At 60.1% G+C, this 19,430-nt stretch carries 9 protein-coding genes and 4 pseudogenes; 7 read left to right on the top strand and 6 right to left on the bottom strand.

Annotation, left to right across the window (positions count from 1 at the left end):
- Positions 1–329: pseudogene (locus tag NYR54_RS18305) on the bottom strand (damage-inducible protein); the annotation flags it as partial.
- 151 nt (positions 330–480) lie between these two features.
- On the opposite strand from NYR54_RS18305, the pseudogene NYR54_RS18310 reads away from it, so the two are divergent.
- Positions 481–1,181, top strand: a pseudogene (locus NYR54_RS18310) (transposase); the annotation flags it as partial.
- On the opposite strand, the pseudogene NYR54_RS18315 reads toward NYR54_RS18310, so the two are convergent.
- The 3 genes and pseudogenes from NYR54_RS18315 to NYR54_RS18325 all read right to left on the bottom strand — a co-directional run.
- A pseudogene (locus NYR54_RS18315) lies at positions 1,180–1,416 on the bottom strand (DDE-type integrase/transposase/recombinase); the annotation flags it as partial. The pseudogenes NYR54_RS18310 and NYR54_RS18315 sit on opposite strands and share 2 nt — an antisense overlap.
- A 162-nt stretch (positions 1,417–1,578) precedes the next feature.
- Positions 1,579–6,996 carry a DUF4011 domain-containing protein gene (locus NYR54_RS18320; protein ID WP_261517161.1) on the bottom strand — a complete coding sequence of 1,806 codons (5,418 nt, stop codon included), beginning with the start codon at positions 6,994–6,996 and terminating at the stop codon, positions 1,579–1,581.
- Positions 6,997–7,306: 310 nt separating this feature from the next.
- The gene (locus tag NYR54_RS18325; protein WP_261517162.1) at positions 7,307–8,212 is read right to left on the bottom strand and encodes a BRCT domain-containing protein; all 906 of its coding nucleotides are present in this window, start codon (positions 8,210–8,212) and stop codon (positions 7,307–7,309) included.
- A gap of 264 nt (positions 8,213–8,476) precedes the next feature.
- On the opposite strand from NYR54_RS18325, the gene NYR54_RS18330 reads away from it, so the two are divergent.
- From NYR54_RS18330 to NYR54_RS18355, 6 genes and pseudogenes are all read left to right on the top strand, one after another.
- Positions 8,477–9,751, top strand: a complete 1,275-nt coding sequence (locus tag NYR54_RS18330) for a metallophosphoesterase family protein (RefSeq protein WP_261517163.1) — start codon at positions 8,477–8,479, stop codon at positions 9,749–9,751.
- Complete coding sequence (locus tag NYR54_RS18335; RefSeq protein ID WP_261517164.1) at positions 9,751–13,269, top strand: AAA family ATPase; 3,519 nt, start codon at positions 9,751–9,753, stop codon at positions 13,267–13,269. The genes NYR54_RS18330 and NYR54_RS18335 overlap by 1 nt, the downstream gene beginning before the upstream one ends.
- Before the next feature lie 59 nt (positions 13,270–13,328).
- Entirely contained in the window at positions 13,329–13,814 is a 486-nt protein-coding gene (locus NYR54_RS18340; protein WP_341484325.1) for a putative Ig domain-containing protein, read from the top strand.
- Positions 13,815–14,006: 192 nt separating this feature from the next.
- Positions 14,007–15,575 carry an IS21 family transposase gene (gene istA / locus NYR54_RS18345; RefSeq protein WP_261517167.1) on the top strand — a complete coding sequence of 523 codons (1,569 nt, stop codon included), beginning with the start codon at positions 14,007–14,009 and terminating at the stop codon, positions 15,573–15,575.
- Positions 15,508–16,076: pseudogene (locus NYR54_RS18350) on the top strand (ATP-binding protein). The gene istA and the pseudogene NYR54_RS18350 overlap by 68 nt, the downstream one beginning before the upstream one ends.
- 340 nt (positions 16,077–16,416) lie before the next feature.
- Positions 16,417–17,040 (top strand): methyltransferase family protein, encoded by a 624-nt coding sequence (locus NYR54_RS18355; RefSeq protein WP_261517166.1) that lies wholly within the window; start codon positions 16,417–16,419, stop codon positions 17,038–17,040.
- A 684-nt stretch (positions 17,041–17,724) separates the two neighbouring features.
- Here the strand turns inward: NYR54_RS18355 and istB are convergent.
- Positions 17,725–18,519 carry an IS21-like element helper ATPase IstB gene (gene istB, locus NYR54_RS18360; protein ID WP_024850044.1) on the bottom strand — a complete coding sequence of 265 codons (795 nt, stop codon included), beginning with the start codon at positions 18,517–18,519 and terminating at the stop codon, positions 17,725–17,727.
- On the bottom strand, positions 18,509–19,430 hold a 922-nt coding region (locus tag NYR54_RS18365), incomplete at its 5' end, for a Mu transposase domain-containing protein (protein ID WP_423738646.1). The genes istB and NYR54_RS18365, both read right to left, overlap by 11 nt.

Consider the following 19,430-nt stretch of genomic DNA (forward strand, 5'->3'; position numbering starts at 1 on the left):
TCGTGTGCCTCGACATAGATGACGCGATCCGGCTTCAGCCCTGCCTGGGCGAGTGCCGGAGCAAAGAGATCGGGTCTTGTAATGCACCACAGGACCTTGCCATTCGTTCGAGCGGCGATGCCCGCCGCGAACAGGGCGGCCGCGGCTCCATCGACTGCTCCGTTTCCGCCTCCAGCAACCTCGTGCAGCGCGCCGAGAGCGAGCCCGCCGCCTGGAAGCCTGGAGTCGATAGCCTCCAGACCGAATGGCAGGACTCCCTTCACCCGCCGCCCGACACCTTCGATCGCCGCGATCCTTGCCCGCAGCGCTGCCACATCCCCCTTGGACACCGTGCTCATTCCTTGGAACAAGGACAATGTTCCTATTTTGTTCCAATGCGGAAGTCGAGTCGAAAATGCGTGTCTCGCAGCTGGATTGGTCTGCCCCCCTGAAAAGTGGTCCTCCCTGAAGTAGCCTATTGAGCCGTAGGAGGACGTTGGAATGCCCCAGAAGAAGCATAGACCTGAAGAGATCGTGGTGAAGCTGCGCCAGGTCGACGTGTTGTTGTCGCAAGGCCGATCTGTCGGAGAAGCGGTTCGCTCAATCGGCGTGACGCAGTTTACGTATTACCGGTGGCGCAAGGAGTTCGGTGGACTGAAGAGTGACCAGGTAAAGAGCCTGAAAGAGCTCGAGAAAGAGAATGACCGGCTGCGCAAGGCGGTGTCGGACCTGACACTCGAGAAGCTGATCTTGAAAGAGGCTGCCTCGGGACCCGAAGGGCAGCGAATGCAAAACTTCTGAGCCCCGCTCGCCGCCGCCGTTGCGTCGATCATGTCATGGCGAAGTTCTCCGTGTCGGAGCGCTTTGCCTGCAAGGTCCTGGGCCAACACCGCTCGACGCAGCGCAAGAAGCCGCACGGCCGAGCCGATGAGGATGCGTTGGCGGCCGATATCATCCGGCTTGCTTCCCGGTATGGGCGCTACGGCTACCGCAGGATCACGGCGATGCTGCGGTCCGAGCACCCTAACCATGTCTGGTCCTATGACTTTGTCGAGGGTCGGACCCACGATGGCAGGAGATACCGCATGCTCAACATCATCGACGAGTTCACCAGGGAATGCCTTGCAATCCGCATCAATCGCAAGCTCAACTCGACCGACGTCATCGACGCCCTGTCGGACCTGTTCATCCTGCGTGGTGTGCGTTGTCGTAAGAGTCGCCGACGCTGCCGACCGAGGGCTCGATGCCGGCCTCGGCCAGGCGCTCGGTGTATTTGATCGAGACGTATTGCACGCCCCGGTCCGAGTGATGGACGAGCCCGCCACCGCGCACCGGCCGTCGTTCATGCAGCGCCTGTTCGAGCGCATCGAGGACGAAGCCGGCATGCGCCGTCCGGCTCACCCGCCAGCCGACGATGCGCCGGGCAAAGGTGTCGATGAAGCTTCAGCGTCGTGCGGATGAAGCGCTGGCGGCCAGCAGATCACTGTTTTCGCTGAGGAAGAACTCAACCGTCGCCGACATTGTCAATGGCGCGATAAATCATAGCACGCCCTGTTCCTGGACCGGAATTCGGACCATTACCTGGCAAGCGTCGACGATCTAATCAGAAGCCTTGATAATGCTCTCGACGACTGCGCGACGAACCTGCGTCTTCGTAAGCAGCTCGACCTCGTCCCCCTCCTCGGCGCCTAGCAAGGCCTTGGCGATAGGCGCCTCAAAGTACACCAGCCCGTTACCAAGATCGGTTTTCTCCCTGCTGATGGTAAGCTCGAGGACCTTACAGTCGCCATTGAGGTACCGAACTCTGACAGTGTCTCCGACAGCGATCGTCTGATCGTTCCGGGAACTGGCAGTCGGCAGCGCCGGGACCTCGGAAGCTATTCGATCGAACAGGGGTTCGGCCGGCTCCCGCCGTGGTTCGGGCAACTGGATAAGACGTGATGGTTCCTTACGGACCTGCGGCACAGCAAATGCCGCTTCGCGCGATTTCAGTTCCTCCATCCGGGAAGACAAGACGGCTCGAAGACGCTCGGCCTCGCGACGTGGATTGTTGAACCAGTCCGTCGACCAGATCCGATGAAGCTTCCAGCCAAGGCCTTCCAGCACTTCTTGCCGTAGCCGGTCCCGATCACGCGCGGACTTGGCCGAGTGGTAACTCGCGCCGTCGCACTCGATTCCCATAACAAATCCATGCGGCCAGTCCGGATGCCTGACTCCAATGTCAATGAAGTAGCCTGCTGCACCGACCTGGGGCACAGGCTCGTAGCCCATAGCTCGCACTTGATCCATAACGAACACCTCGAAATCGGAGTCTGGCTCACGCGATGTCTCCTGTCCGCTTTCGAGCACCCCGCTGGCGCAGTATTCCAGCCACCGCTTAAGCATGTAAGCGCCGACATTTCCCGTTTCATCAGCTGTGATATCGGCAGCCGTCATCGAGGAGAACGTCACGATCTTCTCTTTTGCGCGGGAAAACAGCACGTTGAGGCGCCGTTTCCCTGCCAGGCCGTTGATGGGACCGAAGCGCTGGTGAGTGCGCCCTCCCCTCACCTCAGGTCCGTACACTGTGCCTATAAAAATGACGTCGCGTTCGTCACCCTGCACGTTCTCGAGGTTCTTGATGAAGAATTCCTCGAGACCATCGCGTCTCGATTTCCAGTCCTCGACGTACTCCAATGCGTGACGGTCACGGCTGAGGGCATATTCGAATTCCTCGGCGATCAGGTCACGCTGTTTCTGGTTGAGGGTCACGATGCCCAAGGAACGATCCGGATCGGTGCGCATGAACTCGAGCGCGGCGTCGACCATGGCCCGCGCCTCGATGGGGTTCGTCCCTGCCTTGTAGAGCCCGTCGACGGCTCTGAACTCGATGCCCATCCGTGCCATCGACTCGGCCGCCGATGGAAAGACTATGAGATTGTCATCATAGACGACACGGTTAGAGAACTTGATGAGCCCGGAATGGCGCGAGCGGTAGTGCCACCGCAGGCGCCTTGCCGGACGGAAGGTGGCGTTTGCCATTTCGAGGATGGATTCGTTGAGTACGCTCTCGTCCTCGTCCGCCTCCTCGTCATCGATCATCTTTTTGAAGAAGCTGCTTGGAGGTAACTGGTTGGTGTCGCCCACAACCACCGTCTGCTTGCATCGAAGCAGTGCCCCGATAGCTGCTTCCGGCGGCATCTGGGACGCCTCATCGATGATACACAGGTCGAACGTGATAGAATCCTTCGGCACGTATTGCGCCACGGCCAGCGGTGACATCATCCAGCAAGGCTTCAGCTCTAAGAGAGCGCGGCCGGCGCGCTGCGTAAGGTCCCGTACAGAGATAAAACGTTGTTGCTTATTGATCTCATTGTCGATAAGCGCCATCTCCGTCCAGGTCGACTTTCTCCCGGTACCGTTGCCGAATGGTGGCTTCGCCGCCGCATAAAGCTTCCACCGCAGTTGCTGACGCGCGAGCTGTATAATCTGCCTGTCTTGCTTCGCAAGGGCGGCACGCAGGTCGTCCAAGCGGCTTCCCGAGTAGCGAGTGAGCTTTGAGCCGTGCTCGGCATAGACTGCGCGAGAGAGCTTGCGGACGGCCAAGGCTTCAAATTGCGCCGCCAACCCGTCCGGATCCTCCCCCCGCATCCGATACATGGCCAGCGAATGCGTTCCCGTGCCCTTGACCTCCTCCAGGGCCGTGGCCAGTCCAGCATGGGCAAACAGCCCGTCCTGGTCGCTGGCCGCGCCTTCCAGGAAGATAGCGATCTCATGGTCGTCACGGTCTTTGGTGAAATGCGCTTCATCTAGGTGCACGGTTTCGCACAATTTGGATAGCAAACCGCGTGCGCGGTTTCGTGCCTCCAGCACTCGCCCAATGTGCTCGACCGCCTCCAATGACCGGCCCTTCGCCAGGACAGCAGCCACTTCCTCGCGATGCCCCGACACATCTCCCGCCCAGGCACATGCCTCGCGGAGAGAAGCGGTGGGTGTCCGTGCGCCCTGGAAGATTTCGCCAAGCAGATTGGCGGCAATTTCGTCCTGATCAAGTTTCGCTCGCCTGGTGATGTACGCCTCCAGCCTTTTAGCAAGCTCCGGCAATGCATTGGGGTCGAAAGACACCGGATTCCGGAAAGCCTTCAGCAGTGGCCGCAATGCCTCGACTGCGGCAGTCAGATCATCAAGCTCCCGCTGAGCGACAACGAGATCTCGCTGCAGGGTCTGGAGGCTGTCAACCGGAACGTTGCTGGGGATGGCGGGCACGAGTTCCAGATCATCGATATCCGAGTCACGCAGGAAAGTGCGCAACGAACGAAGCTCGGGAGTCGAGAAGGATTGAGCAACTTCATAGAACTGAACAAGGCGTTCGAATAGCGAGAAGTCCGTTCCGGAGCCCCTGAAGTGCAGCCCAAACAGGGCGATGGCCTGAGGGTTCTCAACGAACTCGCGCTCAGCAAGTCGATAGGACGCGAGCGCTTCCAGTTGCTCCAACGCTTCGTGCTTGTTGAAACGGCTCGATCTCGAGAGGGAACGAGCCAGCTTTTTGGCTTGTCGGAACTCTTTTGACAAAAACCCAAAGATGCCGCTCGACCTCAGGGAGGAGATGGCTTGCGCCAGATCCTGATGCGACACTTCAACGCTTAGCGAAACGCAAGTTTCGAGCTCGCGCCTCATTGCCTGAAGCGCACGCCCCTCGGAACACAACTTTCTTAGGATCATCGTTGCAGCGGGATCTGCAGTTGCCGTGTTCCGGCACATCAGGGCATCCCGTCCGGCCGCGACTATCGATTCATGAGCCTTCGAAACACTTTCAAAGCTCCAGTTGGCCGCCTCCGGACACGCCCGGACCAGCGGAGCCATCACGGCCTCGAGGCCCCTCGCCTTCTCTAACGTCTCACGGCGAATGGCGATTTCGGCCTCGAGCTCGGGCAGGTCCAGGGTTTCCAATGACGCCTTGGCGCAGACCTCAGCAACTCGCTTCACCAGCGACAAGGTCTCGTCGGTTAGGTCGGCCTCGAGTATTTCCGACAACTCATTCTCAGATTCGCGAGTTTCGTCGCAACCGCTGAGAAACGCGGACAGTCGGTCAAGCGTGCCACCATCCAACAACCGCGCGCACAACTCCTGCGGAACTTCGCTTGGCAAACTCAAGAGCCTATGCAGCGTTTTCTGTAAAACCTCCAGCGTCTCATCGTTAGCTCGCGGATCAATGCCGTAGGCCGCGAACTCCGCCCGCAATTCGCTCACGTCCCTGTATGCGCGTGCAGAATTCAGCGCTAGATGGCAGGCCTCTTCGACCGTGAAGCGCTCCGCATGAACCAACCCGACAGACTTCCAGTAAGGAGCCGCCTGTGCCGCCGCCCGGGCTGCTTTCTCCACGGCGGTCCCAAGCAACTTCAGGCGATCGATCCCTGCCACGCTCAGAAGGCTCTCCGGTATGTCGCAACCTGAAAGCACCTCGGCGGGCACGTCCTCAATGCAGGAGCTTGTCGCGATGCTTTTCCCAAGGATTTCATGTATTGTCAGACCACTGTCCGCAAACGGCGTGGTGAGCAATTCGATGTATTTCGCGAGCTCATCACGAATACGCCGAAATTCCTCAAGCTTCCTGTCGTAGTCCCGGATTGCGGAAGGGGGTCGCATCTGCACGCGCGCTCGGACCGATGCAACAACCTGCTCCCTTGTCGACCGTTCTGCCTGCAGAGGCAGCAGGAATTCCCCCAGACCCACAGATTCGAGCCTAGAGCGGACGACATTGAGAGCCGCCAGCTTCTCGGCGACAAACAGGACCTTCTTTCCTTCGGCCAACGCGGCGGCGATGGCATTCACGATCGTTTGGGATTTTCCGGTTCCCGGAGGGCCCTCAACGGCAAGATTCTTACCGTTTGCGATATCAACGAGCGTGCTGAACTGGGAGGAATCGGCATCGAGGACAATGCAGGGGACGCGCCCTTCGATGTCCGGCTCGTCGACGTTGTACTCCTCAGCAAAGGGCGACGTGGATTCAGAACTTGTTCCGCCAAGCAGCGATCGGACTATGTCATTGTCGGGAAACGCTGGATGAGTGGGATCGATGTCATGATACATCGCCATCCTCGCCGATGGGAAAACCCCAACAGCCACCTGCCGGCGTACCCGCCAGGCAATGTGCTTCGGGGCAATCTCGGCGATCTCGGCCAGGTAGTCCTCGACCGAGCCGCTTTCAAACCTGGGAAGCTCAATGCCGAACTCCAGACGCATTTTCTCAGCCAAGACGGCATTGATCTCCGGCTCTTCTCCGGTTCCGGAAATCCAGAATTCGCTCCCTACCCTGGTGCGCTTCTTCTCAATCTGCGCGCTGCAAAGGATGAGGGGCGCAAATGAGGTTTCGGTCTGATTCGGCTCGGACCATTCAAGGAAACCGAACGCGACGTGGAGCACATTGATGCCGGTCTCCTGTATCCACGTCCGGCATTTCGAGCTGATGGCGTTGAGCTTTCGCTCAAGATCCTTGGGAAGCAACAGCGTTTGGATGTCGTCATCATCGTGACGGCCGTCCTCCGTGGCCTCTTCGGGATAGGGCAGTTCATAGGAGGGACTAATGCCGTTATTCCGGGCGTGCTGTACTAGATTGACGTCGGCCTTCCGGGGCCTGGGAGGGAGGCCGAGCTCCTCGCGAACGCGATCCTTCAACGCACGCTCGATGGCGCGGGTCCGGTCCAAATAGTCCTCGGCATCACGTTCGATCGCGTCGAGTTCAGCTTGATAGGTTTCGTCCGTAATGCGGGCATTCGCCAGTGCGTCGCGGAATGCCTTGGTGTCTTCGTCACGCGGATCGGCGTCGATCTCGGGTAACGGGACGAACCGCATGGGTTGGCCATTGTTTAGCTTGTAAAAGAGGACCTCCGGAAGTTCGTCGACGATGCGGATATGAGAGTTCGAACGCGGAGACAACCTTGTCGCAAGCAATGGGTTGCGACGACTGAGATCCAGCAGTTTCGGACGAAGAGATTGAACCTTCTGTTTAACAAGCTCCATCAAGTCTGCGTGTTGCATAGAATGCCGCATCCTTCTTGGCTCAATTTGGCGCGTGTGTTCTTGTCGCTCGACCGTGCAGTCACGAGTCAGGCGTTGCGGAAAATCGATCTATGTGATGCTCAGTGCCCCCTCCCCCCATCAGGCGTCGCCGATCATGATCCCCCGAACGCCACTGAGTTGCGGTCTAGCGACGGCAGCCTCACTCATTTTGCTCTTCCCGCGACCGTTCCACTGCGACACATAAGGGCGTCAACAAAAAAGGTCGCATGTCCAATGAATGCGAACTCATGTCTCCATCGCGCCCAAACCCGCAGCAGCAATACTCGGGTCACACCGCCTCCTCCAACGCACGCTGAAACGTGACCTCCTCCACGAAATGCGGACGTCCGGCAATTTCCCGAAGCCTGCGTGCCTCGATGATCTTGGCTCCCTGGTGGCTATGGAGCCAATCCCGCGACGCTGCAGAGGCAATGACGAGATAGTCGGTTTTGCGAGAAACGCCTTTGGCGACCATTCCGCCTCGTTCAATGATCCATCGTTCGATGAGCTTTCTGGGCCCGATGCTGAAGGCACCTGTGATGACAAAGCCAGAATTTTGGAATCTCAGCTCTCTGTGATCTCTCAGCACGCCTTCGATGACGGGCATGTTCCCATAGGTGGCCAATCCGGTGTCGAGACAGCTATCCCCTACCAGTCGAGCGATCCATTCACCGATATCAGCCTCTTCGTCTGCAGAAAGGTGCCCGTCTGAAATCGCCTCAGATGCCACCCGTCTAAGAGAGACTATTCTTGGGTCTTCTCGGAGGATGGGAACTTGGTCGACCCGCTGGATCAAGCTTTCAACTTCTTTTATTTTCAAGCGACCGTCACACGCGATCCCGGCACAAAACCCAAAGAACCGATTGCAGGAATCCTTGACGTCGGTGGAGTTTGCAAAAGGCTTCGCGCGCCAGTCGACAATGGCAGCGATGATGTCGAAAATCTGCTGGTGGTAATTGCGGTATGAGGTATCCAGATCCTGGATAAGATCGGCGGCATCGGCGTCTCCGAACAGCCGAAGGAACTGCTCGGCCTCCGTCCGGATCGACGCGATCTCCCGGACTTCAATAGCCTCGCTAGCAAGGACGCCTTCCAAAAACCCTAACCAATAGGCTTCCGCTTTCCGGCGGTTGCTCTTCGCATGAATGCGTGCGAGCTCTGAACCACCATGCTCCAATTCACCTTTACTAGCCATCAAGCCCTCCCAGCCCAAATAGGCATCGATATTATTTTCTGAGCATCACCGATGCAACTTTCCGTTGATCGATAAGCTTCGGATTGCCCAAGAACCGCAGTTCCTGCAACCAGCAAACATGTTGGCGGCATGTCCTTCCTCGACGAAGAAACCCTCTGAGGATGCTGTTTTCTTGGGGAACCATGTCAGAATCTGACGTCCTCCCCCGCTAGGCGTGCGATCGTTCGTGTTCGGGAATCAACCTGGAAGCGGGAGGCCGGAAAGTTGGCGTACCGATTCGTGCATGCAGCGGACATCCACTTGGACTCCCCGCTTAGGTCACTTGCCCTGAGAAACCCGGAGCTTGCCGAGATGATCGGGAACGCGACAAGGCAAGCGTTCGTCCGCATTGTCGATCTCTGTCTTCGCGAAGCGGTAGACGCCCTACTGTTGGCCGGTGACCTGTACGATGGCGAACAGACGTCCATGAAGACGGCACATTTCCTCGCGGAGCAGTTCCGCCGACTCCACGAGGCAGACATCCTTGTCTTCATCATCCGCGGGAATCACGACGCCGTCTCGCAGATCACTAAGGAGTTGTCGTTTCCGGACACGGTGAAGGTGTTCGAGAAATGGTCGGAGGCGATCCATGTCGAACGCATGCCCACTGACTTCCCCGTTGTGATCCACGGCCTAAGCTTCGCGGAACCGCATGCGCCGGAAAGCCTAGTCGAGAAATACCAGCCCGCCGTCGAGGGCGCTTTCAACATCGGTATCTTGCACACCAGCCTCACGGGATCGAGCGGGCACAACCCGTACGCTCCGTGCACCCTTGCGGACCTGCAGACGACAGGCTTCCAGTACTGGGCGCTGGGACACATCCACAAGCGCTCGGTCTACGAGGGGAATTGCACGGTAGTTATGCCCGGCATGCCGCAAGGGCGGGACATCAACGAGTCCGGCATCAAGTCTGTATCACTCGTCACGGTGGCCGACGACATGTCGATCCAGATTGTGGAGCGCCCAACCAGCGTTGCGCAGTTCGAGCGTGTCGAAGTCGATGCCAACGGCATCGACAAATGGCCTGCACTGGCGAAGGAAATCGGAAGGGCGCTGGAACTGGCGCGGGAGGCGGCGGCCTCTGACCATCTCGTTGCCCGCGTCAGGCTCACCGGCGCCTCATCCCTCGCCTGGAGGATGCTGCGCGACATCGACCTTCTAAAGGCTGAAGCCGATGAGCGGGCCTCATTGGTTGGACGCTGCTGGGTGGAGAAGCTCGATGTGCAGAGCCGATCGCCAACCGATACGAATTGCGCTTCTGGCGACCCGCTACTAGAGCTGCGGCGCTTGATCTCCGAGGAAGTCGCCGGCTCCGAGGCCTTTAAGACTGCCGCGCTTGAGGCCGCGGAGGAACTACGAGGACACTTGCCTGCCGAATGCCGTGACGTCCTTGGTCAGGACGAAACCGAACTTCGCGCGATCGTCGAAGAGCTGGTGGCCGAGGGCGCCGACCATGTGATCGCCCGGCTGCATGCCGATACCGAAGGGGAGATCGCATGATGCGTTTTCGCCGCCTCGACCTCGTCCGCTATGGAAAATTCACGGACCACGCCATCAATTTCGGCCCGCGGGCGGATGGTTATCCCGACCTACACATCGTGTATGGACCCAACGAAGCTGGAAAATCCACTACGCTGGCCGCCGTGGTGGACCTCCTGTTCGGCATAGAAACGCGAAGCCCATACGCCTTCCTGCACCCATACCCTTCGATGCGGCTCGGTGCAGCCTTGGACCTGTCGACCGGAGAGCGAGAGGTCTTCCGTATCAAGAGGCCGCAAAACAGCCTTCTTGACTCTGCTAACCAGCCAATTTCGGAAGCTGTGCTTCGAGGCGAACTCGGCGGCATGGATCGAGACTCCTACCGCACGATGTTCTCGCTTGATGACGACACACTCGAGAAAGGCGGCGAGAGCATCCTGGCGAGCGAGGGTGACCTCGGAGAGCTCCTTTTTTCTGCCAGCGCCGGATTAGCCGACCTCGGCCGGCGGCTCGGTGAGGTGAAAAGCGAGGCAGACGCGTTCTACCGCAAGCGGGCACGCAGCGGGGAGCTCGGAGACCTGAAGAAGGAACTAGAAAGCCTCAAGGAAGAACGCGGGAGGATCGATACCCTTGCCGTCCGGTACGGCCAGCTAAAGGCCGTCAGGGACCGCGCCGCCAAGCTTTATGAAGAGGCAATCACTGAGCGTGGCCGGACACAGGCGCGGATCACTGAAATCCAGCGCTTGCTGGCAGCCCTTCCCCGCTTGATAGCCCTTCGATTAGCACGCGAGCAACTCGTTGAACTTGAATCCCTGCCGGAGGCTCCGCTTGGGATTGCCGACGAACTGTCGGAGCTCCGCACCACCGAAGTCGAACTGGCCACTCGTTCAAGAACTATTGCCGAACGCATCCGTGAACTCTCGTTGGAAATGGAGGACGGGACCGTAGACGAGGTTGCATTGGCTCTGTCCGAAAAGGTCTCTCGGCTTTCGGACTCAAAGGCAAGATATTTAACTGCCATCAAGGATATACCGGAACGTCTTCTGAAAATACGTGAAACAGACGTGGCAATTGATGGCATCCTACGCCGGATGGGCTGCGAGCGTGAAACTGGAGCCGAGCGGCTGATTCTCGGCGCATCGGTTGTCGGCGCCCTGCGGGATCTCCTGGAAAGCCGCTCCGGTATTGTCGCCTCGCTGCGGACGGCAGAGGCCGAAGTGGCGGATGCCCGGCGACGAGTCGACGAAGCGCGGGCGAAGCTCGAGGCGGCTGGGTCCACGGCAGGTTCCGCGATTACCGAAGATGCTGGAGCAGCTGCCCTCGCGTCGGCCGTGACCGCATGCCGCGCCAATGATTATCGCACTCGCCTGCGCCTGGCCGAAAGAGCGCTGGCTACGCATCAGGAGACGCTTTTCCGATGGCTGCGAGAGCTGAAGCCGTGGGAGGGCGATCCGCGGCAACTTCTGGACATGGAAGTGCCTGGCAGGTTCACCATCGACCGCTGGAAATCCGAAATGGAGGAGTGGCGAAAGGAGGTGGAACGGCATGACCGGGACCTGCAGCGCCTAGTGACCGAGCGTGGGCGCCTGAAAGCCAAGCTCAAAGCGCTTGAGAACATCGGCGGCGTCGTTACTGACGGCGAGGCGGCGGAAATAAGAGCGGCGCGAAACCAGGCATGGTCCGAGCACCGGAAGACTTTGGACGCAAGTTCCGCCGATCGCTTTGAAGCCTTGCTTCAGCAGGATGACCTTGCCACAAATGCCCGTTTCTTGCATGTGAAAGAACTCGCGGAGTTGCGCCAAGGCGTGCAGGCGGCCGCAGTCATGGACGCGGACATCACCAGTACCCGGGACGCACTCGGTAGAGCAAAGTCGGCCCTGGACCGTATTGAAGGCGAGATTGCCGAAGCAGTAGCGCGCTTGTTCCCGGGCTCTCCTCCCAGTCTCTCTATCGAACAGCTCGAGGCGTGGCTGAAGACGCGCGAGAACGCAATTCTGGCCTTCGGAGACGTCTGCTCGTCCGAGGAAGACCGGAGGGCAGCAAAGGAGGACGGAGAAGCAGCTTGCGAGCGCCTGAAGGCGGCGATGGATGCCGCGGCCGTGAAATATGATCGCAACACGAGCTTCGAGCGCCTGCTGGAACTTGCACAGGCAGCCGTAGACCAGGCTTCCGAAGCCAGACAGCTCCGGCGCGAATTTACTGACCGCCAGCGGGAACTGGCGGAACGCGAACGTGGCCGCGAAAGAGTTGTTGCCGAGGATCAGAACTGGAAGTCCGAATGGGCGGAAGTGTGCTCGAATTCCTGGCTCGCGGATTCCGGCCCGCGATCAGTCTCGGAGGTCCGTGAGATTCTCCCACTGATTGGGGAACTCAGCTCCCTCATCGAGAAAAAGAGCGGCTTGGTGGACCGGGTAGCGAAGATGGAGAAGGACCGGGCACGTTTCACCGCCGAGGTCCGCCGGCTCGCGGACGATCTGGGGATCCCCGGAGATGCGTCTTCCGAGCTGGACCTTGCTTCATCGGTGGAGAGCCGCGTCCGTCTCGCAGAGTCCGCGAGAGACCGACGGCTTGAGAAGGAAAAAGAGCTCAGTGCCGCTCAGGAGAAGCAACGCAATCTCGCCGAGGCGATGGAGATCCACGAACGGCGCAAGGCAAGGATCCTTGAAATCTTTGGCGTGGCCACGCTGCCGGAAGTCGAAACTGTGCTGAAGCAGCTGGAGGAAAGGGCGACGCTCAAAATGCAAGCTGATGCGGCGAGCGCGGACATCATGAGCGCGGTCGAAGCCTCGACGGTTCGGGAAGCCGAGGAAAGCCTGGAGAACACCGACAGGGCGGCGCTTGAGGCGGAGCTTGCGGAACTGCAAGGCCGCTTCACAGATCAGGATCAACGGAGCCGCGAGCTTTTCACCGAGTACAGCAAAGCGGTCGACGCAGTGAACGCGATCGGGGACGATGACGCGGTTGCACGCATCGAGGAGCGTCGTCATACGGTCGCCCTCGAAATCCAGGAGAAGGCGCTCCGATACCTGAAACTGCGGATCGGAATAGCGGCGGCTGAACAGGCGCTCAGGCTATACAGGGACCGACACAGAAGTTCCATGATGGCTCGCGCCTCCGAAGCATTCAATCTGATAACCCTCGGTAGGTACGATGGCCTAGCGACACAGCCGGAGAAGGATAATGAAATTCTTGTGGCTGTGGACGCGGACGGCGGGTCGAAGGTCGCCGCCACGCTGTCGAAGGGCACCCGGTTCCAGCTGTATTTGGCGCTCCGCGTGGCCGGATACCATGAATTCGTGTCGACGCATCACCCCGTGCCCTTCCTGGCGGACGACATCATGGAGACATTCGACGACTTCCGGGCGGCTGAAGCGTTCCGCCTGCTCGCGCAGATGGCTGAAGTGGGTCAGGTCATCTACTTCACGCACCATCAGCATCTGTGCGAAATCGCTAGGAAGGTCTGTCCCAGCGTCATGATCCATGAACTACCCCAGACGACACCGCTGCATCTTGTTGAGGGTCGGAAATGGGTGGCATAATGACGATAATGTAAGATTGCCGAGATTGTTGACGTTTCTCGCTCCTGCACCCGGCGACGATCGCCCTCGATGTCCCTTCGCCTTTCGGCCTCACGGTCAATCAGGGCGTCTCCATCGGACTGACGGTAGAAGACGGGAACGAAGGCTTGACGTTCCGCCAGGCCGAAGGGTCCTTCATGCCGGGCCTTTCGGTGAACGCCGCCACTGGAGCCGTGTCCGGAACGCCCGACGCCCCGGCGGGGACGGAATTCGCTATCGCCGTCGAGGCAGTCAGGAACGGCTTCGTCGTCGGCGTCACCCAGACGCTTTCCCGGATCCTTCGCGATCCCATCGACATCGACGTCGCCCCCGAATCCGTCAGGCTGGCGACGGGCGAACCCCTGCCCATGACCGTCTTCGGAGCCGTCGGCGGCGACCAGGATACCATCGGGTGGTCCCTCCAGAACGCCCCAGATTGGCTGGACATCCAGGCCAGCGGCCCGGGCCAGGCCGTCCTCGCCGTCGCCAGCGGGCATGAAGCCGCCGCGACCCCGAAAGGACGGTGAGCGTCGTCGCGGCCGATGCGGAAGGCAGGCAGGACAGCGAATCCTTCGTCCTCGAAGTCGAGACGGCCGCCATCGCTGTGATTTTTCATGGAATGAGGACCCTGTTTAAGGGGTGATTTTCGTCCAAACGGGACCCCTTAACGTGGGGTCATCAAAATGCCTCCGGTTTTATCGGAGGCATTTGTGTTTTGGATGTTGATTGTGGAGACGATTGCAAAGATACGCCGGCTTTCGCGGGTTCAGGGCAAGTCGATCAAGGCGATTTGCCGCGAGTTGAAGGTTTCACGGAAAGTGGTGCGCAAGGTGCTGCGCTCGGACGAGACCGAGTTCCGCTACGAGCGCAAGCATCAGCCCTATCCGCGGATGGGGGCATGGCGCGAAGAGCTTGACCGGATGCTGACGACGAACGTGGCCAAGCCCCGGCGGGAACGACTGACACTGATCCGTATCTTCGAGGAGCTTCGCGACCTCGGCTACGAGGGCAGCTACAGTTCGGTGTGGCGGCACGCGCAGGCGTGGGAACGGGAACGCGGCAGCGCTGCTGCCGATGCCTACATCCCGCTGAGCTTTGCGCCGGGCGAAGCCTACCAGTTCGACTGGAGCCACGAGATTGTTGTTCTCGACGGTGTGACCACGACGGTGAAGGTGGCGCACATGCGGCTTTGTCATAGTCGCATGTTCTTTGTTCGAGCCTATCCGCGCGAGAGTCAGGAGATGGTGTTCGACGCGCACGACCGGGCATTCGCCTTCTTCCGCGGCACGTGCACGCGCGGGATCTACGACAACATGAAGACGGCGGTGGACGCGATCTTCATCGGCAGGGATCGCCGCTACAACCGTCGCTTCCTGCAGATGTGTGGCCATTACCTCGTCGAGCCGGAGGCCTGCACGCCAGCGGCAGGCTGGGAGAAGGGTCAGGTCGAGAACCATGTTGGGCTGGTGCGCGAGCGCTTCTTCACGCCGAGGCTGCGCTTCAAATCGCTGGAGGATATGAACGGCTGGCTGGCCGACAAATGCGTCTCCTGGGCAAAGGCGCGCCGACACCCCGAGCAGGGCGAGCGCACGATCTGGGACGTGTTCGAGGAAGAACGCTCCAGCCTCATTCCCTATGCCGGGCGCTTCGACGGCTTCCATAGCGTCCCCGCCTCGGTGTCGAAGACTTGCACCGTGCGCTTCGATAACAACAAATACTCCGTGCTTTCGAGTACCGTGGGCCGGCCGGTCGAGGTCCATGCCTATGCCGACCGGATCGTCATCCGCCAGGACGGTGTAGTCGTCGGCAATCATGCCCGTGCGTTCGGGCGCGGCAAGGTGATCTACGATCCCTGGCACTACGTGCCGGTGCTGGCGCGCAAGCCGGGCGGCTTGCGCAACGGCGCGCCGTTCCGGGGATGGGTCCTGCCGTCGGCCATGGAGAAGATACGCCGCAAGCTCCAGGCAGCAGACGATGGCGACCGGCAGATGGTGAAGATCCTCACCTGCGTGCTGACCGACGGGATAAGCGCCGTCGAGGCCGCCTGCCAGGAGGCGCTCGATCAGTGCGTTTCGTCGGCGGACATGATCCTCAACATCCTGGCCCGCAGCCGCGATCCGGCTCCAGGCGAGATCCTTTCCATTCCCCAGGCGCTGAAGCTGGCTCAAGAGCCGATCGCCGACTGCGCCCGCTATGACAGTCTCAGGAGGACAAGCAATCATGCAACGCACCGAGGTTCTGGACTTGATGGGAGCGCTGAAGCTCTACGGGATGCGGTCGGCCTATGATGAGATCATGGGCGTCGCCATCAAGCGTCAGCACGAGCCGCCAAAGATCGTCGGCGATCTGCTATCGGCCGAGATTGCCGAGAAGCAGGCCCGTTCCATCAAATACCAGCTCACGATCGCCAAGCTGCCACTGGCGAAAGACATCGAAGACTTCGACTTCACCGGCACTCCGGTCAATGAACCCTTGATCCGCGATCTTGCTGGCGGCACCTTCGTTGCCGATCAGCGCAATGTCGTCCTGGTCGGCGGCACCGGCACCGGCAAATCCCATCTGGCCATCGCCATTGCCCGGGCGCTGATCCGCAACGGTGCTCGCGGACGCTTCTTCAACGTCGTCGATCTGGTCAACCGGCTGGAGACCGAGAGGCCTTCGGTGAATGGCCCAGCGTCTTCGGCGACGCCAAGATGACGACCGCACTGCTGGACAGGCTCACGCATCACTGCGAAATCGTCGAGACCGGAAACGAATCCTGGCGCTTCAAAAGCCGCTCTCAAAGCTAAAGCCGAAAAGCCAATCAGCCGCGCCCGATCAGGCTGTGCAACCCCGACCAGCTTCGCCTGATCGGGCGCTAACCGGCGTGCCCTTCACAAGCTCTAACCGGGGTCCCTTTTACACGAAAAGGCGGGGTCCCGTTTCCACGGTCATTGACAGCTTGAAGAGGCGGGGTTACAGGCGAACTGTGAGGGACCTGACAAATCGCGACAGCCGGCGCTGCTATCGCTTCAGAATCCCAACCCGGAACGGAGCGCGCACCCGCTTCCATCGAAAGCACTGGAAGCGATCACCAAAATGCCCCAATCCGGGATCACCGAATTGCGCTCCATCGTCACGAGGTTCAGGATGTCGATATCAGGTATCGCGAGGCCTGCGGATCAGCAGAAGCGGATACGCCTGATCCAGGTCCTGTCCATGTTGGCAGCCGGGATCCTGCTCTTTGCCCGGCCTGGCTGGGACCAGAACTCGTCCGCACACGAATTCATCGAGATGGCTGGACTGGCCCTGGTGCTCGCCTGCATCTTCGGACGCCTCTGGAGCATCCTTTATATCGGAGGCCGGAAGAATTCGGAGCTCGTGACAGTCGGGCCCTACTCCATGACGAGAAACCCGCTCTACCTGTCTTCGCTTGTGGGTACCATTGGTATTGGTCTTATGTTCGGGTCCGTGCTCTTAGCACTCCTTCTCGGGACCATCGCCTACGTTGTATTCGCACGGACGGCATTGAGGGAGGAGACTTATCTACGGAGCGCGTTCGGGCCAGCCTACGACGACTATGCGGCCAGGACTCCGCTCTTTTGGCCAAGCCCAAGTCTCTACCGCGAACCCACAATGGTATCATTCCCGCCCAAGGCGCTGCGAAGGACCTTTGTGGACGCGATGTATTTCCTGATGGTCTTCCCGCTCATGGAAGGCCTGGAGTACCTTCAGACGTCGGGATACCTTCCGGCCGCTTTCCACGTCTACTGATCAACTTGACCCTCTTCAGGTCTCCGCGCTACGGCCCGCTGCCTGCGGCGCTTAAATGAAGACGATGACAGTCGAGAGCGTCGCTCTTTGCAGAACACAACAGCGGAGCGGGGCAATTCCGGCAGGAGGAAAGCTCATGGTCCTGATGATACGGAGCGGGCAGCAGCGCTGTGCGTCTTGCTCTCCGTTGGCAGTGGCATGGCCCAAGAACCGGCGGCACCGGAGGAAAGCGTCCAGCAAGGGAAGGCGCTGGTGGTACTGAATTGATCCGCCTGCCATGCGGTCGGCCTCACCGGAGACAGCCCCCATCCCGCGGCTCCGACGTTCAGGAGGCTCTCGGAGCGTTTCCCGATCGATGCTCTTGAGGAGAAGTTCATCGACAGCATTGCTAGGGGCCATCCAGGGATGCCCATTTTTGACAGCCTCCCTGCCCGTCACACGCTTCCTGCCGCTCGTCCGCGCGGACCTGCTACGTTAGCGTCGCCCGCAAGTTTTGATTTGCATCAACAGACAAGACGTCGTTCGGCGCTATTCTGATCCTTCCGGTCATCCGGATGATACGCGAGGAGAAGTGCCATGCATGCCGCCCGAACCCTCAAGGCCACCATCGTCTGTTGATTTCCGCTGAGAGCTGACCCGGGATTTTCGCCGAGAAGTGACCCGCCTTCATGTATGGTTTGGGTCTCAGGACTTAGTCAAGGTGGGTGCTTTCTCCTTCTTTGTCGGTGTGGTCTGGGCAGAGCTGTTCTTGAAGCGGAAGCTGTCGTTTCCGGTCTCCAGGATGTGGCAGTGATGGGTGAGCCGATCGAGCAGCGCCGTCGTCATCTTGGCGTCGCCGAAGACGGTCGCCCATTCGCTGAAGCTGAGGTTGGTGGTGATGACGACGCTGGTGCGCTCGTAGAGCGTGCTCAGCAGATGGAACAGCAGCGCCCCGCCTGATGCGCTGAAGGGCAGGTATCCGAGTTCGTCGAGGATGACGAGATCGGAATGAGCGAGCCGATTGGCGATCTGGCCGGCCTTGCCCTGGGCCTTCTCCTGCTCGAGCGTGTTGACGAGTTCGACGGTGGAGAAGAAGCGGACACGCTTGCGATGATGCTCGACCGCCTGCACGCCGAGGGCGGTGGCAATGTGGGTCTTGCCGGTGCCGGGGCCGCCGACAAGCACGACATTGTTGGCATTGTCCGTGAACTCGCATCGATGGAGCTGGCGCACGAGGGCCTCGTTGATCTCGCTGCTGGCGAAGTCGAAGCCGGCCAGGTCGCGATAGACCGGGAAGCGGGCTGCCTTGAGTTGATAGGCCACGGACCTGACCTCCCGCTCGGCCATCTCGGCCTTCAGGAGTTGCGACAGGATGGGGATGGCGGACTCGAAGGCGGGTGAAGCCTGCTCGGTGAGTTCGGCGACGGCTTGCGCCATGCCGTGCATTTTAAGGCTTCTGAGCATGATGACGATAGCGCCGCTGGCGGGATCATGACGCATGATGTACCTCCCGGGTCTGGCGCAGAGCATCGTAGCGCTCGACATTGGCTTGCGGCTCCTTGGCCAGGCTCAGCGCCTGCGGCGCATCCACGATCGGCGTCTCGATCGGCTTGCCGTCGACCAGCCTGTGCAGGAGATTGAGGATGTGGACCTTGGTCGGAACGCCGCCCTGCAACGCCATCTCGACGGCGGTCAGCACGACCTGCTCGTCATGTTGCAGGACGAGCGACAGGATCTCGACCATCTCGCGGTCGCCGCCGGGCTTCCTGAGCAGGTGCTGCTGCAGCCGTTTGAAGGCTTCGGGGAGTTCAGTAAAGGGAGCGCCGTTGCGCAGAGCACCGGGCTTGCGCTGGATGACCGCCAGATAGTGACGCCAGTCGTAGACGGTGCGACCGGGGCCGTCATGCGACCGCTCGATGATGCGGGGATGCTCGCATACGATATGCCCCTCCGCGGCAACCACGATCCGTTCTGGATAGACCCTGAGGCTGACTGGCCGATTGGCGAAGGACGCCGGCACGCTGTAGCGATTGCGCTCCAGATGGACCAGGCAGGTCGGAGAGACCCGCTTGGTGTATTCGACGAAGCCGTCGAAGAGGCGTGGCATCGGCATCAGGAACCGTGCTTCCTCGGCCCGGATGTCCTCGATCGTTCCCGGCCTGAGGCCGTGGGGAATCTGTTGCCACAGCTCCCGACACCGCTGCTCCAGCCAGTCGTTCAGGGCTTCCAGTGATGGAAAGCGTGGTATCGGTTGCCATAGCCGGTGGCGGGAATCCTGGACGTTCTTCTCGACCTGCCCCTTCTCCCAGCCCGAAGCCGGATTGCAGAACTCGGTCTCGAACAGACAATGGCTGGCCAGGGCCGAGAAGCGGGCATTGACCTGCCGCTCCTTGCCGCGCCCGATTCTGTCG

The sequence above is a fragment of the Chelativorans petroleitrophicus genome, from assembly GCF_025398195.1.
Classification (GTDB): domain Bacteria; phylum Pseudomonadota; class Alphaproteobacteria; order Rhizobiales; family Rhizobiaceae; genus Chelativorans; species Chelativorans petroleitrophicus.

What these genes read in the sequence shown, in the direction of transcription:
- NYR54_RS18320 (WP_261517161.1), bottom strand. Translation starts at nt 6,996, where the DNA reads ATGCAACACGCAGACTTGATGGAGCTTGTTAAACAGAAGGTTCAATCT.
- NYR54_RS18325 (WP_261517162.1), bottom strand. Translation starts at nt 8,212, where the DNA reads ATGGCTAGTAAAGGTGAATTGGAGCATGGTGGTTCAGAGCTCGCACGC.
- NYR54_RS18335 (WP_261517164.1), top strand. Translation starts at nt 9,751, where the DNA reads ATGCGTTTTCGCCGCCTCGACCTCGTCCGCTATGGAAAATTCACGGAC.
- istA (WP_261517167.1), top strand. Translation starts at nt 14,007, where the DNA reads ATGTTGATTGTGGAGACGATTGCAAAGATACGCCGGCTTTCGCGGGTT.
- NYR54_RS18355 (WP_261517166.1), top strand. Translation starts at nt 16,417, where the DNA reads ATGTCGATATCAGGTATCGCGAGGCCTGCGGATCAGCAGAAGCGGATA.
- istB (WP_024850044.1), bottom strand. Translation starts at nt 18,519, where the DNA reads ATGCGTCATGATCCCGCCAGCGGCGCTATCGTCATCATGCTCAGAAGC.